Here is a 23,729-nt window from a genome sequence, read left to right as displayed (position 1 = left end):
GGGCATTTCCGCCGTATAGCTGCGGCATGTCCGACGATCTTTTCGCCAAGTCCGCTGCCGCTGCCGAAAGCTATGATGCCTCGGCGATCGAGGTGCTCGAGGGGCTCGAGCCCGTGCGCCGCCGGCCCGGCATGTATATCGGCGGCACCGACGAGCGCGCGCTGCATCATCTGGCCGCCGAAGTGCTCGACAACAGCATGGACGAGGCGGTCGCTGGCCATGCCTCGCGGATCGAAGTGACGCTGCGCGCGGGCAATCACCTGACGATCAGCGACAATGGCCGCGGCATTCCGGTCGATCCGCATCCCAAATATCCCGGAAAGTCCGCGCTCGAGGTGATCCTCACCACGCTGCATTCGGGCGGCAAGTTTTCGAACAAGGCCTATGCGACCAGCGGCGGCCTGCACGGTGTCGGCGTCTCGGTCGTCAATGCGCTGTCGACCGAATTGCTGGTCGAGGTCGCGCGCAACAAGGAGCTTTATGCGCAGCGCTTCTCGCGCGGCAATCCGCTCGGACCGCTGGAAAAGGTCGGCGCTGCCCCCAACCGGCGCGGCACCACGATCAGCTTCGTGCCCGATGAGGAGATTTTTGGCGCCGGTGCGAAGTTCAAGCCCGCGCGGCTGTTCGCGCTCGTCCGGTCCAAGGCCTATCTCTATGCCGGGGTCGAGATCCGCTGGAAATGCGATCCCGAGCTTGCCGACGACAAGGTGCCGCAAGAGGCGGTGTTCCAGTTCCCGGGCGGCCTGGCCGATCACCTGCGTGAGCAGCTGGGCAATCGCGAATGCGCCACATCCGATTTCTTCGCGGGTCGCCAGGACTTTCCCGAAGGCAAGGGCCGGGTCGAATGGGCGGTCGCCTGGCCGCTCTGGTCCGACGGCAGCTATAGCTATTATTGCAACACCATCCCCACGCCCGATGGCGGCACGCACGAACAGGGTCTGCGCGCCGCGATCCTGAAAGGGCTGCGCGCTTTCGGCGAACTGATCGGCAACAAGAAGGCGGCTGGGCTCACGGCCGAGGACGTGATGACCGGCAGCGAGCTGATGCTCTCGGTGTTTATCCGCGATCCGCAGTTCCAGAGCCAGACCAAGGACCGGCTGACCTCGCCCGAGGCGGCGCGACTGGTCGAGGCGGCGATCCGCGACCATGTCGATCATTTCCTCACCGATAATATGGAGCGCGGCAAGGCGCTGCTCGGGCTGGTGCTCGAGCGGATGGACGAACGGCTGAAGCGCAAGGCCGAGCGCGAGGTCAAGCGCAAGACCGCGACCAGCGCGCGCAAGCTGCGCCTGCCGGGCAAGCTCACCGATTGCAGCAATGACGGCACCGGGGTCGAGGGCGCTGAGACCGAGATCTTCATCGTCGAGGGCGACAGCGCGGGCGGATCGGCCAAGCAGGCCCGCGACCGCAAGACCCAGGCGATCCTGCCGATCCGCGGCAAGATATTGAACGTCGCCTCGGCCAACAGCGCCAAGATCGGCGCCAATCAGGAAATTGCCGATCTCGCGCTGGCGCTGGGCTGCGGCACCGGCAAGCATTGCGACCCGGCCCAGTTGCGCTACGACCGCATCATCATCATGACCGATGCCGATGTCGACGGCGCGCATATCGCGACGCTGCTGATGACCTTCTTCTTCCAGGAAATGCCGGACATCGTGAAGGCAGGGCACCTGTACCTCGCCCAGCCGCCGCTCTACCGGCTCGTGGTGGGGGCCAAGAGCTGGTACGCGCGCGACGATGCCCACCGCGCCGAACTCGAATCGACGATCCTAAAAGGCAAGAAGGTCGAGGTCAGCCGCTTCAAGGGCCTGGGCGAGATGAACCCCGGCCAGTTGCGCGAAACCACAATGAACCGCGCGACCCGCTCGCTGCTGCGAGTCACGCTGCCGCCGGCCTACGAGCAATATGCGGCGGTCAAGGAACTGGTTGGCGAACTGATGGGCAAGAACCCCGAGCACCGGTTCAATTTCATCCAGAACCACGCCGCGCAGGTCGATCGTGAAGCGATCGACGCGTAAGGGTTTGGGCCTGAGGGGGCGGGTCGTAAGTCGTCCCTCGACTTCGCTCGGGACAAACGGAGGGGAGAGCAACCTCGCAAAACATGGCGAATGGCGAATGAGCTTTCCGTTTGTCCCGAGCGAAGTCGAGGGACCTGCGCGCAGGCCTCATCAATTGCTGGCGACAATCGCAGCGCTGGGCCTCGCGATCACTAGCCCCATCGCCCACGCCCAGACACCCCCCGTACCCGCCGTAACCCCCTCTCCCGCCTTCGACCAGGGCGCCGCCAGCGTGCTCGCGCTGCTGCGGGGCCCGGCCAGCGCGTCGGACATCTTCAACCCCGCCTTTGTCGCTGCCGTGCCCGAAGCGCAGCTCGCGCAAGTGGTCGCCGGGCTCAAGGCACAGCATGGAGAGGCGCAGGCGGTGGTCGCAGTGCGCCCGATGGACGCGCGCTCGGCCAGCGTCGATATCCGCTTCGACAGGGCGATTGTCACCTTCACCATCGGCATGCTGGACGGCAAGCTCTCGGGCCTGTTCATCACCGGCACGCGGACCGAGGGTGACAGCCTCGACAAGATCGCTGCCGATATCGCCGCGCTGTCAGGTCGCACCGGACTGGTCGTGCAGAAGCTAACCGACAAGGGCGCGGAAACCGTGATCGCCCGCAACGCCGATGAACGCTTCGCCATTGCGTCTGTCTTCAAGCTCTATGTGCTCGCCGAGATCGACCGGGCCGTGCGCGCGGGCGAGCGCAAGTGGAGCGACGTGCTTCCGCTGACGCAGAAATCGCACCCCTCGGGCATCAGCCAGGACTGGCCCGACAATGCGCCGATGACGCTGCAGACGCTCGCGACGTTGATGATCTCGGTCAGCGACAACAGTGCCACCGACACGCTGATCGCCGCCATCGGGCAGAAAAGGCTCGCCGCGATCGTCAGGGCGAGCGGCCATGCCCAGCCTTCGGACATGATTCCGCTGCTTTCCACGCAGCAAGTCACCGGGCTTAAAATGCCTGCCAATACTGGCTTGCGCGACCGCTTCCTCGCTGCCGACGATGCCGCGCAAACCAGGCTGCTGGCCGAGGCAGGCGATACGCTGCGCCTCAAGAATCTCGACCTGTCGGTCTATACCGGCGGGCCCAACCAGATCGACACGATCGAATGGTTTGCCAGCCCCGCCGATATCGCGCGGCTGCTGGCGATGCTCGAACGCGAGGGCGATCCGGTCACCCGCGCGATCCTGAAGATCAACCCCGGCATCCCCCCGGTCAATGCAGGGCGCTGGGGTTATCTTGGCTACAAGGGCGGGTCGGAGCCGGGAATCATGGCGATGAGCTTCCTGCTCCGCTCAAAAACCGGCGAGCGCTATGTCGTCAGCGCGCTGGTCAACAATCCGGCGGCTGACATCGACCAGCCGGGCTTCGTCACGCTGATGGCGCGGCTGCTTGATCAGCTTGCTGGACCGCCAGCCACTCGTCCCTGAGCAGCCCGAACAGCAGCGTATCGCGCACGCCGATATGCGTTTCCCATTCGGCGCGCAGATGGCCCTCCAGCTGGAAACCCAGTTTCTGCAACAGGCCGATGGAAAAGCGGTTGTCGGGATCGGTGTCGGCGAAGACGCGGCGCTGGCCTTCGGCGACGAGCAGCTGGTCGAGCACCCGCCCGACCGCCTCGCGCGCAATGCCCTGGCCCCAGGCCGAGCGCGCCAGGATATAGCCGATCTCGCTGACATTCTCGCGCCGCTGGTGCGCATTGACCCAGCCGAGCGCGATATCCTCGCCAGTGCGGGTGATCGCCCAGCTGCGCCAGCTGGCATCCTCGGCCGCCACCGGCTCCAGCATCGCGCGCGTTTCTTCGACCGAACGGTGCGGCCCGAACGCCCACCAGGTCATCAGCTCGTCGTCGGACAGGATCTCGAACAGCGCCTCGGCGTCGCTCACGCGCACCTGGCGCAGCGTCAGCCGGTCACTCCTCAGGACGGGAAGTCTACTCATGCTGCAGTGAGCGCGGCGACCAGCGCCTTGACCTTTTTCTGCCGCCATTGCGGCGTGGGTGCGACCACCCAGAAGGCGCGGCGCGATTCGCGTGCCTCGCCGATCGCCACCAGCCGCCCTTCGGTCAGATCGCGCTCGGCAAGCAGCCACGGCACGGTGACAATGCCGAATCCGGCAATCGCCGCATCGAGGCCGAGGCCGGCATCGGCGACCTGCATCACGGTCGAATCATCGGCTTCGTCCTCGCCCGCGCCGCGCTGGCAGCCGGGCCATTCGATCCGCCGGTCTCCGTCATAGCCGGGCGCGGAAACGGTAACGAACTGCGCCGGACCGATCTGCGCGCCTTCGAGCTCCGCCGGACCATCGGCGAGGCGGATCGCGCAATCGAGATTGGCTTCGGTAAAGTCGATATCGCTGTCGCCCGAGACGAGCGTGTAGCGGATTTCGGGATTGGCGGCGGCATAGCCGATCAGCCGGTGATGCAGCCATTTGGCGGCAAAGTCGCGCGGCACCGCGATGGTCAGGCGAAAGCTCGACTGGCCCTGCTGCATCGCCCGCACCGCCTCTTCGAACTGCAGGAAGCCGCTGCGCAGCGCATCGAGCCCGGCACCCGCCTCATCGGTCAGCTCGAGCCCCTTGGGCGTACGGCGAAAGAGGACGACGCCCAGCATTTCTTCAAGCGCACGGATCTGCTGGCCCACGGCGGCGGGCGTCACCGCCAGCTCATCGGCCGCACGGGTAAAGCTCAGATGCCGGGCGGCGGCGTCGAGCACGCGCAGGCCGTTGAGCGGAAGATGGGTACGCTTCATGGGAAACGGTGATTAGTCGGCAACCGCCGGTGCGACCAGAGGAAAACGCGGGATTTCCACCGCGATCATCTGCCCGTCGTCGCGCAGCATCCGATACACGCCCTCCATCCGCCCGGTCGGGGTGTTGAGCGGGCAGCCCGAGACATAATCATGCGCCTTGCCCGGCTGGATCACCGGCTGTTCGCCGACCACGCCCTCGCCATCGACCTGATGCACCCCGCCGCGGCCATCGGTGATCACCCAATGGCGGGTGAGCAGTTGCACCGCCTGGTCCGAATGATTCTCAATGCGGATATGATAGGACCAGAACCAGCGCGCATTGTCCGCGCGCGAACGATCGGGCAGGAAGCTCACCGCCACCCGCACCGTGATGCCCTGGGTGGTCGCCGAATGGCCGAAGAACCTGTCCATGCTGTCCGAGATGCCGTCCATGCCCGCAATATGCCTCTTTCGGCCCCGCTGCGAAAGAGGCGCTGGGGAATATTTCGCCCGTGGGGCTGCTGACGGTTACTTGCCGCTCTCCTTCCTGAGATAGGCAATCACATCGGCGCGCTGCTGCGCATTTATCAGGCGGAAGGGCATCTTGGCCCCGGGGACAAAGCCTTGCGGATTGGCAAGCCACTTGTCGAGCTTCGCCGCGTCCCAGGCAAAGCCTGCTTTCTTGAGGGCGGGCGAATAGTCGAAACCGGGCGCGCTGCCAGCCTTGCGCCCGAACACGCCGCGATGCGCCGGGCCGACGCTATTGGCATCGAGCGCATGGCAGCCGGTGCAGTTGGTCTGATAGACCTGGGCACCGCGCGCCGCATCGCCGGGCTTGGCTGCCGTCTGCGCGCCTGCTGCCACCGTCGTCAGGACGAACGCCGCCGTCCCCAGCGCCGCCATGCGCAAAATCCGATTGTCGATCAATGCCATCTCCACCTGCTGCTGCAACGGAGGCGCGATATGGGGGCGATGGCGGGCATTACCAGCCGCAAAGAACGCAATTGCAGGCTTATTCGGCGGGTGCGACCACGGCATCGACCTTCGCGCGTCTGCCCGTCAGCCAGCCGATCGCGCGCGGCACGGGACCGTGGCGTTCCATCCAGGCGGCATAGGCGGCGTAATCGGGATCGGCCATCAGATGCCGCTCTTCGGTCCGCGCGCGCCAGTAATAGACGCCCGATACGGCGGCGAGCAGCACGGTGTTGCGCAGCCCATCCTGCCAGGAACCGCTGGTGACCAGGAATGGCATGGTGGAAAACCACCAGAAGGCGTTCTTGGACAGATAGGCCGGGTGCTTGGTCCAGCGGTATGGCCCGTGCGTCAGGATCCCGCGATGGGTGAGGTTGGAAAAGCGGATGCCGAACGCGACCGTCGCCCAGGCATAGACTCCGGTGAGAAATACCAGCCAGACGCCCCAGACCGCCAGCAGCGCCGTGTGCCCTTCGAACCAGTACGCCCAGTCGGCGGTGGCGACGTGATAGTTGAGCGGACCGTTATCGCCCATCAGGATGAACGGCGGATAGCAGATCAGCGCCGCGGCCCAGCCCGCCATGAAGGGATTGGCGGTGCGGATGTGCGAATCGAGCGGCTTGAAGGTCAGCACATAGCCGACGGTCGCGAACTGCACGTCGACCAGGAACATCGCGATGATCAGCCAGTTGGCGATCCAGACCGGGTTGGTCGCGATCTCGGCGACATTGGCGTTGACGATATCGGCATAGCCGCCCGGCACGATCGACAGCATGAAGGCAAGGAAAAAACCCTTCACCGCCCAGGCACGCAGATGGTGCCAGATCTGCTCCCGATCCCAGCCGGACTGGCCGGAGATCATCGCGCCGAAATGCCAGGCGCCGTCGCGCGGTTGCTTGAGATAGCGGTCGATCCAGATGACATAGGGGATGGAAAGGAAGAAGAGGAAGGGCGAGGCATAGATGAACACCGCCATCGAGAACTGGTAATTGCCGGTCCAGTACCAGCGCGCGGTCGCATAGATCGCGGCGATCAGCGACCAGGTCAGCCACAGGCCGGTGAGCTTGATGGTGCTGATGTCCAGCACGTCCTTCACGGCGCGCGGATGGCTCCAGTCGATGCCGGTGCTCGGGCGCAGATGCACCTTGTCTACGAAGATCGACCAGAGCACCATCGGCAGCCCGGTGGCGACACAGCAGACCAGCGCGGCGCTCGGCCCGTCCCAGCCGAAATGCCGCGCGAGCGCGATCCAGGCAAGAAGTCCGACCAGTCCAATCAGCCCCGCGCCATGGCTCACCGCGCTGGGCGGACATGGATCGGGTTGGGCGGACGCAGCTTGGGTCATGTCGCGCGCCTTTTAACCGATATTGGTAAGGATTCGATGAAGGAAATGCTGCGGGTCCGAGCCGGAATTCGCCGAACCGAGGCAAATGCCGCTCGACTTGGAACCGCGATCATGGCCTAATCGTCATCCTTGCGCGGGGCTGTTGCCACCAAGGGACGCGCCGGGAAAACAGGGTTGCAAAGGGTCGTATGATGCATCTGGGGCGTTTGCGGGCGCGCGGTCTCGCTTGGGGAGCAATGGGTTTCATCGCGACGGGGCTGAGCGCACAGGCGGCCATGGCCGAGACCATCCACGGCACCTGGGAAAACCCGACCGGCGATGTCCGCGTCGTCACCCAGCCGTGCGGCGAGAACCTGTGCGGCAAGGTCAGCTGGGCAAGCGACATCGCCAAGAAGGACGCCGCCGCTGGGGGCACGCCGAACCTGATCGGCACCAGCCTGTTGCGCGATTATCGCCTGACCAAGCCGGGCCACTGGAAGGGCCGCGTCTTCGTGCCGGACTTGGGCGATACCTATTATTCGCGGATCGTGCAGCTCGACGCCAAGCGGATCAAGATCAGCGGCTGCATCCTGGGCGGCCTGCTTTGCAAGTCGCAGATCTGGAAGAAGATCTGACCGGTCAACCCTCGGGCTGATCGGCCTCGCGCGCTGCCGGGTCGAAGCCGTGCATCCGCCAATGATATTGCAGCGCGATTACCGCGCCTTTCGCCGGTTGCAGCATGACGATCGTCAGCAGCAGCGCACCCACCACCGCAATCAGCGCGAGCCAGCCCATGGGCAGCAATTCGCGCGACCCTGCCGCGATCAGCACCGGCGCGAGCAGATGGCCGCTGATGAAGATCGCGATATAGGCGGGAAAATCATCGGCCTGGTGCAGCGTCCAGTCCTGCCCGCAGCACGCACAGCGCTCCACGGGCTTGAGGTAGCGCGCGAACAGCGGCTTGTGGTCGCAGCGCGGACAATGGTTCCGCGCGCCCCGGAACGCGGCAACGAGCGCGCTCGGCTCCTCGATGGCACGCGGGGCGGAATGGGGCATGGCAGCGGTCCTCAGCCAGCCTCAGCGCTGACATCGCCTCGTAACCCGTGCGCCGCCGCGATCAAAGCTCTTTGCGACCATTGATTGCAGCCCGCGCGACCCCATCATGACAGGCTCGTCGAACAGGGGCCTTTCATGACCATCCTCATCCCGATCCTGGGCGATCAGCTCAGCCTTTCCCTCTCGGCGCTGCGCGGCGTCGAGCAGAAACGGGCGGTGCTGCTGATGATGGAGGTGGATGAGGAGACGAGCTATGTCCGCCATCACAAGGCCAAGATCGCCTTCATCCTCTCCGCGATGCGCCACCATGCCGAGGCGCTGCGCGAGGTGGGCTGGACGGTCGATTATGTGAATCTCGACGACCCCGACAATGCGGGCTCGTTCACCGGCGAACTGGCGCGCGCGATCGAGCGCCACGCCCCTGACCGCATCATCGCAACCCTGCCCGGCGAATGGCGGGTGCGAGCGGCGATGGAGGAATGGGCGGATCGGTTCGACGTGCCTGTCGAGCTGCGCGAGGATGACCGGTTCGTCTGCACGCACGAGGAATTCGACGCCTGGGCGCAAGGGCGCAAGCAGCTGCGCATGGAGTTCTTCTATCGCGAGATGCGCCGCAAGACCGGGCTGCTACTTGACGACGAAGGCAAGCCCGAGGGCGGCGAGTGGAATTACGACAGCGAGAACCGCAAGCCGCCGCCGAACGAGCCGCTGCTGATCCCCCAGCCGCTCAAGTTCAAGCCCGACGAAATCACCCGCGAGGTCCTCGATCTGGTGGCGAAGCGTTTCGGTAACCATCCGGGCAGCCTCGACCATTTCGCCTTCGCCACCACGGCCGAGGACGCGGCGAGGCAGCAGGCGCATTTCATCCGCCATGCGCTGGCAAAGTTCGGTGATTATCAGGACGCGATGCTGACCGACCAGCCGTTCCTGTGGCACTCGATCCTCTCGCCCTATCTCAATTGCGGTCTGCTCGATCCGCTCGATCTGTGCCGCGCGGTCGAGCAGGCCTATCGCGACGGCAAGGCCCCGCTCAATGCCACCGAGGGGTTCATCCGCCAGATCATCGGCTGGCGCGAATATGTGCGCGGCATCTACTGGCGCGAGGGGCCGGATTACGCGCAGCGCAACGCGCTGAATGCGACGCGCCCCCTGCCCGGCTTCTATTATGACGGCCAGACCGACATGCATTGCCTGAAACAGGCGATCGGCCAGACCCTGGACCATGCCTATGCGCACCATATCCAGCGGCTGATGATCACCGGCAATTTCGCACTGATCGCCGGGATCGATCCGCACGCGGTCCATCTATGGTATCTGGAAGTGTACGCGGACGCCTATGAATGGGTCGAGCTGCCCAACACGCTGGGCATGAGCCAGTTCGCCGATGGCGGGCTGCTCGCCAGCAAGCCCTATGCCGCGAGCGGCAATTACATCCATTCGATGTCCGATTACTGCCAGCACTGCCGCTATGACGTGAAGGCCAAGACCGGGGCCAGGGCCTGCCCGTTCAACCTGCTCTACTGGGATTTTCTCGACCGCAACGAGGAGGTCCTGGGCAAGAACCAACGGCTCGCCATGCCCTATCGCAACTGGGCGAAGCGGGCGGACAAGGACAAGCAGGCGATCCGCGCCGATGCGAAGCGGTTTCTCGATCAGCTCACCAGATGAACGAGCTGATCGCAACAAAGAATGCGGTAAAGCTCAGGAAGAAAAGGCGGATTTCCTCGTTGCGCTGCGCGCGCTTGCGCTTGGCCAGCACCTCGGGCTCGTCCACCGGGGTCGCTGCGAGGACGCGCGGCGACAGCGCCGAGCGGAAGCTGTGGGGCTGAGCTGGGGTGCGAAGGAATTGAAGCCGCTGCATGGTCCATGAGTTAACGCATTTTTAACCATTGCCCATGGTAATTGATGGTTAACAGGTTCATTGTGCCGAAAGCGGACACCGGTTCACCGCAACGGCTTTACGCTTACGTCAACTTATTTGCGCAAAATCCGGTTGGAGCGCGGCCAAAGCTGCGCTAGACCTTCGGCCCATGAAGCACGACACCATCCGCAAGGCCGAAACCATCCCGTTCACCTGGGAAGACCCCTTTCTGCTCGACGAGCAGCTGACCGAAGAGGAGCGGCTGATCCAGCAAAGCGCGCGCGGATTTGCGCAGGACGTGCTGCAACCACGCGTGATCGACGCCTTTCGCGAGGAGATCGACGCGCCCGAACTGTTCCCGATGATGGGCGAGGCCGGGCTGCTCGGCGCGACTATATCGGAAGAATTCGGCGGCGCGGAAGCAAGCTATGTCGCCTATGGCCTGATCGCGCGCGAGGTCGAGCGCGTCGATAGCGGTTACCGTTCGATGATGTCGGTGCAAAGCTCGCTCGTCATCCACCCGATCAACACCTATGGCAGCGACGAACAGCGCCGCAAATATCTCCCCGGCCTCACCGCGGGCGCACTGATCGGCTGTTTCGGCCTGACCGAACCCGATGCGGGATCGGACCCGGCGGGCATGAAGACCCGCGCGAAAAAGGTCGATGGCGGCTATGTCATCTCCGGCGCGAAAACCTGGATCTCGAACAGCCCGTTTGCCGATGTCTTCGTGATCTGGGCCAAGTCCGACGCGCATGGCGGCGCGATCCGCGGCTTCATCCTGGAAAAGGGGATGAAGGGCCTGAATGCCCCCAAGATCAAGGGCAAGCTCAGCCTGCGCGCCTCGACCACCGGCATGATCCAGATGGACGAGGTCGAGGTCGGTGAAGACGCGCTGCTGCCCAATGTCGAAGGCCTGAAGGGTCCGTTCGGCTGTCTCAACCGCGCGCGCTACGGCATCAGCTGGGGCGCGATGGGCGCGGCCGAATTCTGCTGGCACGCCGCGCGGCAGTACGGCCTCGACCGTGTCCAGTTCGGCAAGCCACTCGCCGCGACACAGCTGTTCCAGAAGAAGCTGGCCGACATGCAGACCGAGATTGCGCTGGGCCTGCAGGCCAGCTTGCGCGTCGGGCGGCTGATGGACGAGGGCCGGTTCGCGCCCGAGATGATCTCGATCGTCAAGCGCAACAATTGCGGCAAGGCGCTCGATATCGCCCGCATGGCGCGCGACATGCACGGTGGCAACGGCATCAGCGAAGAATATCAGGTGATGCGCCACATGGTGAATCTAGAAACGGTTAATACCTATGAGGGCGCGCATGATGTTCACGCGCTGATCCTGGGCCGTGCACAGACCGGAATTCAGGCGTTTTTCTGACCGTCCGAAGGTTTAGGGATTTGGTAACCTGGCCTTAACTCGCAACCGCTAGTCTGCCTTCTGCAATCCAGGGAGCGATGCATTAGCGGTGATGGACGGTTACTTTCACGATTTCGGTACGTCCGCGCATGCCGCCCCGGATGACACCGCTGCCATCGAGCCCGCACAGCCTGTGCCGGGCCAGCCCGACATCGCCAGAGTTCTGCGCAGTCTGGACCATGCCGGGATCGGCCTGTTCGAATGCGATCTGCGAACCGATGGCCTGAACTGGACGCGCAAGGTCTATGACATGTTCGGTCTGCGCAGCGACAAAGGCCTGAATCGTGGTGACGTGGTCGAACTGTACGACCCGGAATCGCGCGAGGTGCTGCATCGCTTGCGCAGCCACGCGATCGAGCGTGCGGGCGGTTTCACGCTCGATGCCCGGATCACGCGCACCGACGGCGAAGATCGCTGGATCCAGATTGTCGCCAATATCGAATGCGAGGCAGGGCGCCCCGTCCGGCTCAACGGCACCAAGCGCGACATCACCGAGCAACGGCGCGAGCAGGAAAATCTGCGCCTCGCCGCCGAAACCGACGGACTGACCGGCCTTTCCAATCGCTCGGCGTTTCAGACCCGCTTTCTGGACGCCAGCATGGCCGCCCCCTTCTTCCGGCCGCTGGGCGCGCTGATCCTGTTCGATGTCGATGGCTTCAAGGCGATCAATGACCGCTACGGCCATCTGGCGGGAGACGCCTGTCTGGCGCAGTTCGGCAAGCGCCTTTCCCAGGCCTTTTTCGATGCCCTGATGGTGGCGCGGGTGGGCGGCGACGAATTTGCCGTGCTGCTGCCCAGCAACCGTCACCTGCCCAGGATCGCCCGGCGCGCGAAAGAGGCGATCAACCTGCTCAGGACGCCGATCGTCTGGAACGGGCACCTGCTCGAGGTGGGAGCAAGCTATGGCATCGCGATCGCCGAAAACGCGATGGCCTATGATGCCGAAGCGATGTTCCTGCGCGCTGACCGTGCGCTTTATGCCGCCAAGCGGACGGTCTTGCGCACCTGAACCAGACCCGGCCTCAGGCGCGCAAACCGGCCAGTTCGTCGAGTCCGGCCATGATATTCAGATTCTGCACCGCAGCCCCGCTCGCGCCCTTGCCCAGATTGTCGAGCATCGCGACCAGCCGCACCTGCGAGCCATCCGCGCTGGGCAACACGTAGAGCGACAGCCGGTCGGTCGCCGCATCGCCCTCGCTCACCAGCAGCTCGCCGGGCACGGCATCGATGGCTGCGACGCTGACCAGCGGTTCGCCTGCATAATGGTCCGCGAGCGCGGCGTGCAAGGTCCGTGCATCGGCAAAGCCTAGCTCGGGATCGAGGAACAACGGCACATCGACGAGCATGCCGCGAAAGGCGCGGACGACCGCGGGCGCAAAGATCGGCGCGCGGCTGAGCCCGGCATGCACCTGCATCTCGGGCAGGTGCTTGTGCTCGAGCCCCAGAGCATAGGCACGAAACCCGATTTCGGGCGCATCGACCTGCATCCGCTGGATCAGATCCTTGCCACCGCCCGAATAGCCGCTCACTGCATTGACGATGAAGCCGTGATCGGCGGGCAGCAGATCCTCGGCCACCAGCGGCGCGACCAGCGCCAGGAAACCGGTCGGGTAGCAGCCGGGATTGCTCACCAGCCGAGCGCTGGCAATCGCCTCGCGCTGGCCCTTGCGCAGCTCTGCAAAGCCATAGGTCCAGCCATCGGCGACGCGGTGCGCGCTCGAGGCATCGATGAAGCGCGTGTCCGCGCCCTCGCCCAGCGCAACCGCCTCGCGCGCAGCAGCATCGGGCAGGCACAGGATCACGAAATCGGCGTCCTGGATGGCAGCGGCGCGCGCGGACACGCTCTTGCGATCGGCATCGCTGAGCGTGATCAGGCGAAACTCGCCCCGCCCTGCCATGCGCTCAGCGATTTCCAGGCCCGTTGTCCCGGCGGCGCCATCGATGAACAGTTTGAGCATCAGCCGATCCTCTTGCGCGCCAGAACCGGCTGCGGCGTGGTTTCGGGGAAGCGGGCGATCACATCGGCCAGCGGCTCTGCCACCACCTGCATCCAGAAGGCATTGGCGTGCACCAGCGTTTGGGTATCCGCCATGATCCCGACATGGCCGGGGAAGAAGACCAGGTCGCCGCGTTCCAGCGGCTCGTCATCGCCCAGGGCGCGGCCCAGCGCCGCCATCTGCTGGTCGCTGTCGCGCGGGGCGGCAAGGCCTGCGAGCATCAGCACCAGCTGCACCAGCCCCGAACAGTCGAGCGCATCGCCGCCGCGTCCGCCCCAGAGATAGGGCGCGCCGATCAGCTGCTGCGCGCGATCGACCGGATCGCAGGTCAGCGCATCGAGGCCGATCGCATGGCGCACCGACATCCAGCCGGCTTCGACCTGCAGGAACTTGCCGCATTCGCTGGCGCCCTGAACCGCGACGCGCGCGCCCATCGGCAGGCTCGCCACCATTGGCGTCTTGATCGCCGGTTCGGCAAAGACGAGCGCGCGGCGGACATGCACGACATGGGTCGGCGCGGCGGCGTCGCGGGTCAACGCGTCAAGCCGGACATAGCCGCAATAGCCGTCGTGAACGCCATAGCCCCACCCCCAGTCGCCCGCGCTGTCGAGCAGGGCAAAGCCTTCGCCCGGCTGCAGCTGGCTGACCGCCTCGGCATCGGCGCTGCCCGCCTTGCGCAGCATCGCCGCTTCATCGGCTACGCGATGGAGCTGCGGCGCGACATAATGCGGCGCGAAGAACTTTCCAGCGAGCGCGATATCCGCCAGATCGCCGCGGATGGCCGTGACGCGCGGGTCGTAATCGGCGACCGGACCGCTCAGCACGAAGCGCTGCTGCCCCGCTGCGGGGGCGTCAGAGCTGTCCTGCAGCGCCGATCCGGCATCCACCGGCGATGCTTCCGCCGCAGAACGTGTCGAATGTGTCAATTACCCCAGTCCCTCAAGCCATGCCGCGTCATGATGATCTGTCCCTGCCGGTGCCGGGCACCGCGCAGCCGGGGCTGATAGCCCAGTTGCCGCGATTTGTCCAAGCCCCGTCATTGCGGGGTCGTTTTCGCGTCATAACGGCTGCGCAGATAGTGCCAGCTGGCGCGCAACCCCATGGCTTCGCCGCCCTTGGGTTGGCCGGGGCGCGGGGTCGGGCGCCAGGCATAGGTGTCGAAATGCGCCCAGGGCACGCCTTCGGCCACGAAGCGCTGCAGAAACAACGCGGCGGTGATCGATCCCGCAAACGAGCCGCCGGTATTGCCGATATCGGCAATGTCGCTCGCGTACATTTCTTCATATCCCGGCCAGAGCGGCAGCCGCCAGCACGGGTCACCCACCGTCGTTCCGCTGGCGAGCAGCCCCTCGGCGAGCGGATCGCTGTTAGAGAAAAGCGCGGGCAGATCCGGCCCCACCGCAACGCGGGCGGCACCGGTCAGCGTCGCGAAATCGACGATCAGATCCGGAGAAGCCTCGCTCGCCTTGGCCAGACAATCGCCCAGCACCAGCCGACCTTCGGCATCGGTGTTGCCGATCTCGACGGTGATGCCCTTGCGGCTCTTGAGCACATCGCCCGGGCGAAAGGCATTGCCCGCAATCGCGTTCTCGACCGCGCCGACCAGCATGTGCAGCCGCACCGGCAGCTTCATCCGCATGATCAACTGCGCCAGCGCCAGCGCGTGCGCCGCGCCGCCCATGTCCTTCTTCATCAGCAGCATGCCCGACGCCGGCTTGATGTCCAAACCACCGCTGTCGAAGCACACGCCCTTGCCGACGACCGCCACCCTGGGATGATCGTCGCGGCCCCAGTGCAATTCGATCAGCCGCGGGGCATGGCTGCGCGCCGCCGCACGCCCGACCGCATGGATCATCGGATAATGGGTTTCGAGCGCATCGCCGCGGGTCACGTCGAGCAGCGCGCCATAGGTGCGCGCGAGCGTCGCCGCGGCTTCTTCCAGCGCCGCAGGACCCATGTCCTCGGCGGGGGTATTGACCAGATCGCGCACCCAGGCCGTCGCCTCGGCCTCCGCCAGCGCGGCTTCCCGGCGCGCCGGATCGTTGGTCAGCAGCACGCGCGGGCCCTGCGGGTTGTCTTCCGGCTTCTTGTAGGCGGTGAACCGGTGCTGCGCGAGCGCCCAGCCGATCAGCGCATCGCCGGGGCGCGCATCGCCTGCGAGCCGATAATGCCCCGCGGCGAGCGCTTCTGCGACCTTGGCGAGACACCAGGGGCGCAGATTTGCCGCATCGGCTACGCCCAGCACCACCGCCCAGTCATCGGCGGAATCGCCCGGCACCACCACCAGCTCGTGCGGGCGCGCGGCAAAGCGCATGGCGGACAGGTGGTTGCGGATGCGCGGCGGCGCGGCGTTCAGCCAATCGGCCAATCCCGCCTTGTCGACAAGGTGGATGCTGCGCGCGCTCTGGCCAAGGTCCGGCTGGACGAGGGAGGACAAATCAATCATTGTCAGGTCTTACAGCAATTTGACGCGCAACTGCGAGAGAGAATCATGATCGTTCGAAAACCTGGCTCTCTGGCGCTTGCGGCGCTGGCCGCATTGATGCTGCCCGCGATGGCCGCATGCGGCCAGGACGCGCCGGTGGCAGAAAAGGCCCAGCCCGCTGCAACGAAGGACAGCCAAGCGGCGGCCAAGCCGGTAGCGTTCGAGCGCGAAACCGAGAAGTTCACGTACAGCTATTCCTATCCCGCCGAAGCCGCCGCGATCCCGGCGCTGGTCAAGCTGCTCGAGGAAGACCGCGCACAGGGCCTGGCCCAGCTGGAAAGCCAGGCGGACGAGGCGGAGAAGGACGCCAAGGCGAACGACTATCCCTATAACCCGCACATGCTGGGGACGAGCTGGTCGACCACCGGCAACACGCCGCCGCTGCTCGCGATGCTGGGCGAAATCAGCAGCTATTCGGGCGGGGCGCACGGCAATACCGGCTATGAGGTGCTGCTGTGGGACAAGGCTGCAGGCAAGAAGCTCAAGCCCGAAGCGTTGTTCACCGACATGAAGACGGCGCTGGAACCGATGCGCACGCTCTATTGCGACGGGCTGAAGGCGGAGCGCCAGGTGCGGCGGGGCGAATATATGTCGTCCGATCCCGAGGACATGTTCAACGTCTGCCCGCCCTTCAGCGACCTCGTGATCATCCCGTCCGCCGTCGGGCAGGACAGGTTCGACCGCATCCTGTTCGTTGCCGCGCCCTATGTGGCGGGTCCCTATGCCGAAGGCGTTTACGAGATCAGCGTCCCCGTGACCAAGCAGACGATCGCCAGCATCAGGCCCGAATATCAGGCGGCGTTCAACGCGGCGGAATGAGCCTTATTCCGCCGCGATCGCGGTGGGTTCTTCGACATGCGCAGCCGCCTTGCGGAAGGTGAGCACGCCATCGTCCACCGCCTCCTCGCGCAGCACCTTGCGGTCGAACAGATAATCCTGGTTGAGCCGCCACGGCATGCGGTCGCCCTGCTTGGGCAGGATGTCGAGCGCGCGCTGGACATAGCCCGAGGAGAAATCGAAAATCTGTTCCTCGTTGACCGGGCCGTCGCTGCCCAGCACCGGCACTGCGATGTCGCTTCCGGTGGCGGCCATGTGGTTGAGCTGACGGCAGACGAAATCGGCGACGATATCGACCTTGAGCGTCCAAGAAGCGTTCAGATAGCCGAACACGATCGCCATGTTCGGCACATCGCTGAACATGCAGCCCTTGTAATAGAAATGCTGCGTGAAATCGAGCGGCTGGTCGTCGACCGAGAAATCGACCTTGCCGGCCATGGCGAGCTTGAGGCCGGTGGCGGTGACGATGACATCGGCATCGAGATGCCTGCCTGACTTGAGCTGGATGCCGGTGGGGGTGAAGCGGTCGATATGATCGGTAACGATATCCGCCTTGCCGTCACGGATCGCCTTGAACATGTCGCCATCGGGGACAAGGCACAGGCGCTGCTCCCAGGGGCCATAAGGCGGCTGGAAATCGGGCTCGTGCATCTTGCTGCCCATGATCTTGCGGATGCGCTTGAGCAGATAGTCGCCGACCTTCTTGGGGTCCTTGCGCGCGCGGTTGAACGAGATCTGCTGCATCCGCACGTTCTTGAAGCGGATGATGCGATAGGCCCATTCGTCGGGCATGATGGCGCGCAGGCTGTTCGCCAGCCAATCCTTGGCCGGGCGGCTCCAGTACCAGGTCGGCGTGCGCTGGAGCATGGTCACATGGGCAGCCTTGTCGGTCATCGACGGCACGATGGTGACGGCGGTCGCGCCCGATCCGATCACGACGACGCGCTTGCCCGCATAGTCGAAGCCCTTGGGCCAGAATTGCGGATGGATGATCTGTCCGCCAAAGCTCTCACGCCCGACAAATTCGGGGTCATAGCCCTGGTCATAGTCGTAATAGCCGGTGCCCATGAAAAGGTAGCTGCAGGTCAGATGCTGAACGCCCTGGCCTTCGACCTCGGCGGCAATCGTCCAGCGTGCCTCGCTGCTCGACCAGCTCGCCGAGAGCACCTTGTGGCCGAGCCGGATGTAATCGTTGAGCCCGCGCTCGTCCTTGATGCGCTTCAGGTAGCTCAGGATCGAGGGGCCATCGGCAATCGCCTTCTGCTCGCGCCACGGCTCGAACTCGAAGCCCAAAGTGTGCATGTCGCTGTCCGAACGGATGCCGGGATATTGGAACAGGTTCCAGGTGCCGCCGATATCGCTGCGCCGCTCGAGGATCGCGAAGGTCCGGCCGGGGCATTTTTCCTTGAGATGCACCGCCATGCCGATGCCGGAAATTCCGGCACCGATGATCAGCACATCGACATGCGACGCGGCTTTGAGGTCGGACGGCTTTTCATGCTTCATGGCGAGACTCTCCAGTCGCAAGGCCGCTTTTGCGGCTCTCGGGAGAGAAAGGTTGCTTACATCGTTGTGAATTGCAACCCATATCGGACCGCCCCGGCCATATTTTGCGCTCAGGCGAGACGCCAGGCCCCGTCGATCCGCGCGATCACACCGCCCTGCCCGCCCTTGCGCAGCGCCTCGGGCAGCAAGGCCTCAGGCAGGTCCTGGTAAGCGACGGGGCGCAGGAATCGGTCGATCGCCAGCGTGCCGACCGAGGTCGTCCGCCCGTCCGAGGTCGCGGGGTAAGGTCCGCCATGGTTGATCGCATGCCCCACCTCGACACCCGTCGGCCAGCCATTGGCGAGGATGCGCCCGACCTTGCGCTCGAGCACCGGCAGCAGCGCGCGGGCATCGTCCGTATCGGCCTCATCCATGTGCAGCGTCGCGGTGAGTTGGCCCTCGAGCCCGCGCAGCACCGCGAGAAGTTCGTCGCGGTCCTGGCAGCGCACGACGATCGACGAGGTGCCGAACACCTCGTGCTGCAATTCCGCCTTGGCGAGCCAGTCCTTTGCCGCGACGCTGAACAATGCGGTGCGGCCTTCGTGCGGCCCGGTCGGGTGGACGCCGCGCGCGATCGTCTGGACCTCGGGCGTGGCGGCGAGCGCGGCACTGCCCTTTTCATAAGCCGAGTGGATTCCGGCGGTGAGCATGGTCTGCGGCAGCTGCGCCTCAACCAGTGCGCCCGCTTCGGTGAGGAACGCATCGAGCTCCGGGCCTTCCAGCGCGAGCACAAGACCGGGATTGGTGCAGAACTGGCCAGAGCCCATGGTCAGCGATGCGACATAGCCCGCAGCCAGCGCCTTGCCCCGGCCCGCCAGCGCGTGCGGCAACAGGATGACCGGGTTGATCGCCGACATTTCGGCATAGACCGGGATCGGCTGCGGACGCGCGGCCGCGATCTTCATCAGCGCCTCGCCGCCGCTGCGCGATCCGGTAAAGCCCACGGCCTGGATGCGCGGATCGGCGACCAATGCCGCGCCGATGGCGTTGCCGGTGCCGGTGACCAGGCTGAACACGCCGGCGGGCATGCCGGTCGCCGCAGCCGCGCGGGTGATCGCGCCCGCGACCAGCTCCGCCGTGCCGGGATGCGCGGGGTGCCCCTTGACCACCACAGGGCAACCTGCGGCCAGCGCCGAGGCGGTGTCGCCGCCGGCTGTCGAGAAAGCGAGCGGGAAATTGGAGGCGCCGAACACCGCGACCGGCCCCAGCGGGATCATGCGCAGGCGCAGATCGGGCTTGGGCGGGGTACGCGCCGGGTCGGCATGGTCGATGCGCAGCTTGAGCCATTGGGCATCGCGAACCTCGGCGGCGAACAGCCGCAGCTGGCCGCAGGTTCGCCCGCGCTCACCAGTGATCCGCGCCAGCGGCAGGCCCGATTCGGCGCAGGCACGCTCCAGCAACGCATCGCCCAAGCCTTCGATCTCATTGGCGATCGCTTCCAGAAACGCCGCGCGCTGCTCCAGCGGCAGATCGGCATAGGGAACCGCAGCCTCGTCCGCTGCGGCGCAGGCATCGGCTATGTCCCGCTCGGTGCTGCTGAAAAAGCCGATATCGGTAATGCTCGCGCCCTTGGCGGGATCATAGGCATGGAACACCTCGCCATGCCCGCGCCGTTCGCCCGCGATGAAATACTGGCCTGTCAGTGTCACTGTGTAAGGTCTTCCTGTTCGATGGTCATGTAGCCGGGCGGCAAGCCGCGCTCGGCCTTGGAGCGCGCCACCATCGCGCGAATGTCCGCGCGCAGTGCCTTGCCCTCGTAGAAAATGCCGTCCTTCACCGTCCAGGCGATGCCGCCGACGCGCTGCGCCTTGCCGGTCGCATCGTCGAGCTTGAGCGTGCCGGTGGCGAACAGCAGCTTGAGATTGGCGATGGGATTGCCCTTGACGATGACCAGGTCCGCCTTCTTGCCGGGCTCGATCGTGCCGATATCGGCATCATGGCCGAGCAGCCTTGCGCCCTGCTGCGTCGCGGCGTTGATCACCTCGAGCGGGCTGAACCCGGCCTCACGCAGCAGCTCCATCTCCTGGATATAGCCGAAGCCATAGGTGTTGTAGATATAGCCTGCGTCCGACCCGACGGTAACGCGCCCGCCGCGGTTCTTGTATTCGTTGACGAACGCCATCCACAGCCGGAAATTCTCCTTCCAGTCCATCTCGCGCTCGGTGGTCCAGTCGAACCAGTAGCTGCCGTGGTTGATCCGGCTGGGGCGGTACCAGTCCCACAAGGCGGGCATGGTATAATCGTTGTGCCAGACCGCGCGGTTCATCCGCATGAGGTCGCGGCTGGCGAGATAGGCGGTGAAGGTGGGGTCGATGGTGAAGCCGCGCTTGAGCAGCGTCTCCATTACCTCGTTCCAGCGCTCCGAGCCGGGCTTTGCCGCCTGCTTCCACAGTCTGCCAGCCTCGCCGAAGCGCATCTGTTCGTCGGTATTGACGAAATCGCCCGGCCAGTCCTGCAGCTTGCGGTCGGTAAACAGCGCCTCGGGCAGGCCGTACCAGTGCTCCATCGATTCCAGGCCCGCCTCGCTGGTGCGCAGCACATTGGCATAGGCGACCACGCCCTGGGCATGGTGCATCGTCGAATGCATCCCCAGCTTCTTCGTCTCGTCGATCGCGGCGAGCAAGGCCGCCTCGCTGCCGCCGATGAACTTGATGCCGTCCGCGCCGCGCCTTTTCGCATCGCGCACCGCCGCGCGGCCCTGTTCGGCGGTGCGGATCGGCAGGCCGATCTGCTGGAACATCGGGTATACGTCGAGCCGGGGTCCTGTGATCTCGTTGCGCGCCAGCCGGTTCTTGATCGCGACCTGCTGCTCGATCGACATTTCGGACGAGCCGACATTGCGCGCGGTGGTGATCCCATGCGCGAGCCAGAGCTTGAGCACATAGTCGGACGGCACGCCCTGCCCGTCGCTCAGCGTGTGCAGATGGACGTGCGCGTCGACGAACCCGGGCAATACATAATGACCGGTCAGGTCATATTCCTTGTCGCCACGCGGGGGCCTGCGCGCTTCCTCGATCGCGCCGGGTGCGCCGATGCTGGCGATCTGCACGATCCGGTCGTTCTCGATGACGATGTCGACCGGCCCCTGTGCGGGCGCGCCGGTGCCATCGACATAGATCGCGTTGCGCAGCACGGTGCGCGGCCACGGCCCCTCGCCCAGCGTACGCGCCGGGATGGGATCGGCGACCTCGCGCGGGGCCGCCTGGCCCAGCGACTGCGCCGAAACGCTGCCCGCCAGCGCGAGCGCCGACAGGCTCGCCAGCAATATCCGACCGATCTTCATGCCCCGTTCCCCTGTTGCGAGCCTCGCTGGGCCCGTTTTGATTATACCCCGGCCTGTTGTTCCTGCAGCGCCAGGCTGCGCGAGCGGCTGTAGAGGAAATAGAAGGCAAGGCCCGCCACGTTCCACAGCGCAAAGCGCACCAGCGTCTGTGTGGGCAGGCTCGCGAGCAGATAGAGGCAGCCGAGAATCGCGAGCGTACCAACCAGATAGGGCTGCGGGCACTTGAACACGCGCTTGAGTTCCGGCGCGCGCTTGCGCAGCACCATCAGGCAGCCGCCCACCGCGATGAACGCGAGCAAGGTGCCTGCATTAGCGAGCTCGGCAATCTCGTCGAGCCGGAAGAACCCGGCAACGGCGGCGACGAACACACCGGTAATTCCGGTGACCAGCACCGGCGCGCCGGTCTTGGGCGAGACACGCGAGAGCACCGGCGGGAGCAGGCCATCGCGTGCCATCACGAAGAAGATGCGGCTCTGGCCGTACATCATCACCAGGATCACCGAAGGCAGCGCGATCAGCGCCGCCAGCGCGACCAGATAGGAGGCGGTCGGGTGGCCGAGTGTGCGCAGAACCAGCGCCAGCGGCTCGGGCGAATTGCCCAGTGTCAGATACGACATCGCCCCGACGGCGGACAACGCCACCGCCATGTAGATCAGCGTGCACACCGCCATCGACCCGACAATGCCGATGGTGAGGTCGCGCCCCGGATTGCGTGCTTCCTCGGCCGAGGTCGCCACCGCATCGAAGCCGTAAAAGGCGAAGAACACGATCGCGGCAGCCGCCATCACCCCGCGGGTCGAGCCGTCCTGCACCGTGCTGCCGAAACCATAGGGCATGAACGGCGTGAAGTTCGCGCTGTCGAACGCGGGGAGCGCCAGCGCAACGAACGCGGTCAATGCGGTCAACTTGATGATGACGAGGATGATGTTGAGCGTCGCGCTCTCGCGCGTGCCCGCCATCAGCATGCCCGCGATCGCCAGCGACACGATCACCGCCGGCAGGTTGATGATACCGCCTGCATGCGGGCCGCTGAGCAGCATGGCGGGCAGTTCAACGCCGGCGGATTGCAGCCAGCCGACCAGATAGCCCGACCAGCCGACCGCAACGGTCGAACAGGCCAGCGAATATTCGAGGATCAGGCTCCACCCGACCACCCAGGCCAAGGTCTCGCCCACCACCGAATAGGTATAGGTATAGGCCGATCCCGCAGTCGGGATCATCGTCGCGAGCTCTGCATAGGCAAGCGCGGCGCAGGCGCAGACCGCGCCCGCAATCGCGAAGGCCAGAATGACCGCAGGCCCGGCGCGCTCTGCCCCCACGCCGGTCAGCGTGTAGATGCCGGTGCCGACGATGGCCCCGACGCCGAGCGCAATCAGGTGCGGCCAGGAAAGCGTAGGCTTCAGCCGGCTGCCCTCAGGGGCGTCGGCCGCCTGCACTATCGGTTTGATCGGCCCTAAAATCCCCATCCGTCGCGTCCCTTTATGATTATGCGCACGGGCGATCAGCCCGGCGGTCCCTTGGATTCGGTTTGCAGCTGCAGCCTGAGGTCATCGAGCGTCTTGCCGATATGCACCAGCGTCAGCGCTGCGATCTTGCGCTCGTCGCGCGCCAGCCAGGCCTGCAGCATATCGCGATGCTCCTCGTTGGCGCGCTCGTTACGGCCGAGCGGCTCGAGATGCTTGCGCACATAGCGTTCCGACAGGACGTGCAGCCGTTCGAGAATGGTGAAGGTCACCGGGCGCCCGGCGGGGCGGAGCAGCGCCAGGTGAAATGCCCGGTTGAACGCGCCGACGCCCTCGCCTCCCGAATCGGTCAGGCTGTCGAGCTGATCGAGCTGATCGGAGGCGGCCTGCTGCTCGGCCGTTCCGGCGAGCTTGGCGGCGATGGCGATGGTCTCGGGCTCGAGCTTGAGCCGCAGCGCATAGACCTCTTCGGCCTCGACATCGGTGAGGGGGCGCACGGTGAAGCCGCGATTGGCCTGCGAGGCGAGCAGCCCTTCCTGCTCCAGCCGCGCCAGCGCCTCGCGCAGCGGGATCTTGCTCACCCCCATTTCGGCCGCGAGCGCGTCCTGGCGGATCGGGCGATCGGGCGCGACGGTTCCGTTGAGAATGCGGGCGCGAACCTGGTCGACCAGCTGTTCGGAAAGGTTGCGCGCGGCGATGCTCATAAGCCT

Annotated in this window: 21 protein-coding genes; 7 read left to right on the top strand and 14 right to left on the bottom strand. The window is 65.4% G+C overall.

Features of this window, described 5'->3' with window-relative positions; genetic code table 11:
- The first annotated feature begins 26 nt into the window (after positions 1–26).
- Positions 27–2,018: a DNA topoisomerase IV subunit B gene (parE, locus tag AX725_RS17010; RefSeq protein WP_060979381.1), complete on the top strand. Its 1,992-nt coding sequence runs from the start codon at positions 27–29 to the stop codon at positions 2,016–2,018.
- A gap of 97 nt (positions 2,019–2,115) precedes the next feature.
- Complete coding sequence (locus AX725_RS17005) at positions 2,116–3,480, top strand: serine hydrolase (protein WP_066117359.1); 1,365 nt, start codon at positions 2,116–2,118, stop codon at positions 3,478–3,480.
- Here the strand turns inward: AX725_RS17005 and AX725_RS17000 are convergent.
- The 5 genes from AX725_RS17000 to AX725_RS16980 form a co-directional block, all read right to left on the bottom strand.
- Positions 3,422–3,991, bottom strand: coding sequence for a GNAT family N-acetyltransferase (locus tag AX725_RS17000; protein ID WP_060979957.1), 570 nt, complete (start codon positions 3,989–3,991; stop codon positions 3,422–3,424). The two genes, AX725_RS17005 and AX725_RS17000, sit on opposite strands and share 59 nt — an antisense overlap.
- Positions 3,988–4,800 carry a LysR family transcriptional regulator gene (locus AX725_RS16995; RefSeq protein ID WP_060979958.1) on the bottom strand — a complete coding sequence of 271 codons (813 nt, stop codon included), beginning with the start codon at positions 4,798–4,800 and terminating at the stop codon, positions 3,988–3,990. Before AX725_RS16995 ends, AX725_RS17000 begins: the two co-directional genes overlap by 4 nt.
- A gap of 12 nt (positions 4,801–4,812) precedes the next feature.
- Positions 4,813–5,211, bottom strand: coding sequence for a Co2+/Mg2+ efflux facilitator ApaG/CorD (apaG, locus tag AX725_RS16990; RefSeq protein WP_060979975.1), 399 nt, complete (start codon positions 5,209–5,211; stop codon positions 4,813–4,815).
- A gap of 96 nt (positions 5,212–5,307) precedes the next feature.
- Positions 5,308–5,712, bottom strand: coding sequence for a c-type cytochrome (locus AX725_RS16985; RefSeq protein WP_060979976.1), 405 nt, complete (start codon positions 5,710–5,712; stop codon positions 5,308–5,310).
- Positions 5,713–5,791: 79 nt separating this feature from the next.
- Positions 5,792–7,096, bottom strand: coding sequence for an isoprenylcysteine carboxylmethyltransferase family protein (locus AX725_RS16980; protein ID WP_060979959.1), 1,305 nt, complete (start codon positions 7,094–7,096; stop codon positions 5,792–5,794).
- Between the two features lie 236 nt (positions 7,097–7,332).
- Here AX725_RS16980 and AX725_RS16975 point away from each other — a divergent pair, with 236 nt between their 5' ends.
- Positions 7,333–7,710, top strand: a complete 378-nt coding sequence (locus AX725_RS16975; RefSeq protein WP_060979960.1) for a DUF2147 domain-containing protein — start codon at positions 7,333–7,335, stop codon at positions 7,708–7,710.
- A 4-nt stretch (positions 7,711–7,714) separates the two neighbouring features.
- Here AX725_RS16975 and AX725_RS16970 read toward each other — a convergent pair whose 3' ends face one another.
- Positions 7,715–8,131 (bottom strand): DUF983 domain-containing protein, encoded by a 417-nt coding sequence (locus AX725_RS16970; RefSeq protein WP_060979961.1) that lies wholly within the window; start codon positions 8,129–8,131, stop codon positions 7,715–7,717.
- A gap of 135 nt (positions 8,132–8,266) precedes the next feature.
- Here AX725_RS16970 and AX725_RS16965 point away from each other — a divergent pair, with 135 nt between their 5' ends.
- From AX725_RS16965 to AX725_RS16950, 3 genes are all read left to right on the top strand, one after another.
- Positions 8,267–9,799 (top strand): cryptochrome/photolyase family protein, encoded by a 1,533-nt coding sequence (locus tag AX725_RS16965; protein WP_060979962.1) that lies wholly within the window; start codon positions 8,267–8,269, stop codon positions 9,797–9,799.
- 362 nt (positions 9,800–10,161) lie between these two features.
- Complete coding sequence (locus tag AX725_RS16955; RefSeq protein ID WP_060979964.1) at positions 10,162–11,370, top strand: acyl-CoA dehydrogenase; 1,209 nt, start codon at positions 10,162–10,164, stop codon at positions 11,368–11,370.
- A 91-nt stretch (positions 11,371–11,461) separates the two neighbouring features.
- Positions 11,462–12,418 (top strand): GGDEF domain-containing protein, encoded by a 957-nt coding sequence (locus AX725_RS16950; protein ID WP_060979965.1) that lies wholly within the window; start codon positions 11,462–11,464, stop codon positions 12,416–12,418.
- Positions 12,419–12,431: 13 nt separating this feature from the next.
- Here the strand turns inward: AX725_RS16950 and argC are convergent, their stop codons facing one another.
- The 3 genes from argC to AX725_RS16935 all read right to left on the bottom strand — a co-directional run bounded on the left by argC (position 12,432) and on the right by AX725_RS16935 (position 15,852).
- On the bottom strand, positions 12,432–13,370 hold the full coding sequence (gene argC / locus AX725_RS16945) for an N-acetyl-gamma-glutamyl-phosphate reductase (RefSeq protein ID WP_099046564.1): 939 nt from the start codon (positions 13,368–13,370) through the stop codon (positions 12,432–12,434).
- Positions 13,367–14,332, bottom strand: a complete 966-nt coding sequence (locus tag AX725_RS16940) for a C40 family peptidase (RefSeq protein ID WP_060979967.1) — start codon at positions 14,330–14,332, stop codon at positions 13,367–13,369. The genes argC and AX725_RS16940 overlap by 4 nt, the downstream gene beginning before the upstream one ends.
- Positions 14,333–14,442: 110 nt before the next feature.
- Complete coding sequence (locus AX725_RS16935) at positions 14,443–15,852, bottom strand: leucyl aminopeptidase family protein (RefSeq protein WP_060979968.1); 1,410 nt, start codon at positions 15,850–15,852, stop codon at positions 14,443–14,445.
- 45 nt (positions 15,853–15,897) lie between these two features.
- On the opposite strand from AX725_RS16935, the gene AX725_RS16930 reads away from it, so the two are divergent.
- On the top strand, positions 15,898–16,710 hold the full coding sequence (locus AX725_RS16930; RefSeq protein WP_060979969.1) for a DUF4163 domain-containing protein: 813 nt from the start codon (positions 15,898–15,900) through the stop codon (positions 16,708–16,710).
- A gap of 3 nt (positions 16,711–16,713) precedes the next feature.
- On the opposite strand, the gene AX725_RS16925 is transcribed toward AX725_RS16930, so the two are convergent.
- The 5 genes from AX725_RS16925 to AX725_RS16905 form a co-directional block, all read right to left on the bottom strand.
- Complete coding sequence (locus AX725_RS16925; protein WP_060979970.1) at positions 16,714–18,234, bottom strand: flavin-containing monooxygenase; 1,521 nt, start codon at positions 18,232–18,234, stop codon at positions 16,714–16,716.
- 110 nt (positions 18,235–18,344) lie between these two features.
- A complete protein-coding gene (locus AX725_RS16920; RefSeq protein ID WP_060979971.1) occupies positions 18,345–19,922 on the bottom strand; it encodes an aldehyde dehydrogenase (NADP(+)) in 1,578 nt (525 codons plus the stop codon).
- The gene (locus tag AX725_RS16915; RefSeq protein ID WP_060979972.1) at positions 19,919–21,556 is read right to left on the bottom strand and encodes an amidohydrolase family protein; all 1,638 of its coding nucleotides are present in this window, start codon (positions 21,554–21,556) and stop codon (positions 19,919–19,921) included. Before AX725_RS16915 ends, AX725_RS16920 begins: the two co-directional genes overlap by 4 nt.
- Positions 21,557–21,597: 41 nt before the next feature.
- A complete protein-coding gene (locus AX725_RS16910; protein WP_060979973.1) occupies positions 21,598–23,022 on the bottom strand; it encodes an amino acid permease in 1,425 nt (474 codons plus the stop codon).
- A 35-nt stretch (positions 23,023–23,057) separates the two neighbouring features.
- A complete protein-coding gene (locus AX725_RS16905; RefSeq protein ID WP_066114804.1) occupies positions 23,058–23,723 on the bottom strand; it encodes a GntR family transcriptional regulator in 666 nt (221 codons plus the stop codon).
- Between the last annotated feature and the right edge of the window lie 6 nt (positions 23,724–23,729).

It is taken from the genome of Blastomonas sp. CCH9-A1, assembly GCF_001557175.1.
GTDB classification, from domain to species: domain Bacteria; phylum Pseudomonadota; class Alphaproteobacteria; order Sphingomonadales; family Sphingomonadaceae; genus Blastomonas; species Blastomonas delafieldii_A.
Note: the sequence above shows the minus strand (reverse complement) of the source record. Positions and strands in the feature narration are given on the sequence as shown.

Coding starts and splice junctions, on each gene's coding strand:
- parE (WP_060979381.1), top strand. CDS start 27: ATGTCCGACGATCTTTTCGCCAAGTCCGCTGCCGCTGCCGAAAGCTAT.
- AX725_RS17005 (WP_066117359.1), top strand. CDS start 2,116: ATGAGCTTTCCGTTTGTCCCGAGCGAAGTCGAGGGACCTGCGCGCAGG.
- AX725_RS17000 (WP_060979957.1), bottom strand. CDS start 3,991: ATGAGTAGACTTCCCGTCCTGAGGAGTGACCGGCTGACGCTGCGCCAG.
- AX725_RS16995 (WP_060979958.1), bottom strand. CDS start 4,800: ATGAAGCGTACCCATCTTCCGCTCAACGGCCTGCGCGTGCTCGACGCC.
- apaG (WP_060979975.1), bottom strand. CDS start 5,211: ATGGACAGGTTCTTCGGCCATTCGGCGACCACCCAGGGCATCACGGTG.
- AX725_RS16985 (WP_060979976.1), bottom strand. CDS start 5,712: ATGGCATTGATCGACAATCGGATTTTGCGCATGGCGGCGCTGGGGACG.
- AX725_RS16980 (WP_060979959.1), bottom strand. CDS start 7,096: ATGACCCAAGCTGCGTCCGCCCAACCCGATCCATGTCCGCCCAGCGCG.
- AX725_RS16975 (WP_060979960.1), top strand. CDS start 7,333: ATGGGTTTCATCGCGACGGGGCTGAGCGCACAGGCGGCCATGGCCGAG.
- AX725_RS16970 (WP_060979961.1), bottom strand. CDS start 8,131: ATGCCCCATTCCGCCCCGCGTGCCATCGAGGAGCCGAGCGCGCTCGTT.
- AX725_RS16965 (WP_060979962.1), top strand. CDS start 8,267: ATGACCATCCTCATCCCGATCCTGGGCGATCAGCTCAGCCTTTCCCTC.
- AX725_RS16955 (WP_060979964.1), top strand. CDS start 10,162: ATGAAGCACGACACCATCCGCAAGGCCGAAACCATCCCGTTCACCTGG.
- AX725_RS16950 (WP_060979965.1), top strand. CDS start 11,462: ATGGACGGTTACTTTCACGATTTCGGTACGTCCGCGCATGCCGCCCCG.
- AX725_RS16935 (WP_060979968.1), bottom strand. CDS start 15,852: ATGATTGATTTGTCCTCCCTCGTCCAGCCGGACCTTGGCCAGAGCGCG.
- AX725_RS16930 (WP_060979969.1), top strand. CDS start 15,898: ATGATCGTTCGAAAACCTGGCTCTCTGGCGCTTGCGGCGCTGGCCGCA.
- AX725_RS16925 (WP_060979970.1), bottom strand. CDS start 18,234: ATGAAGCATGAAAAGCCGTCCGACCTCAAAGCCGCGTCGCATGTCGAT.
- AX725_RS16915 (WP_060979972.1), bottom strand. CDS start 21,556: ATGAAGATCGGTCGGATATTGCTGGCGAGCCTGTCGGCGCTCGCGCTG.
- AX725_RS16910 (WP_060979973.1), bottom strand. CDS start 23,022: ATGGGGATTTTAGGGCCGATCAAACCGATAGTGCAGGCGGCCGACGCC.
- AX725_RS16905 (WP_066114804.1), bottom strand. CDS start 23,723: ATGAGCATCGCCGCGCGCAACCTTTCCGAACAGCTGGTCGACCAGGTT.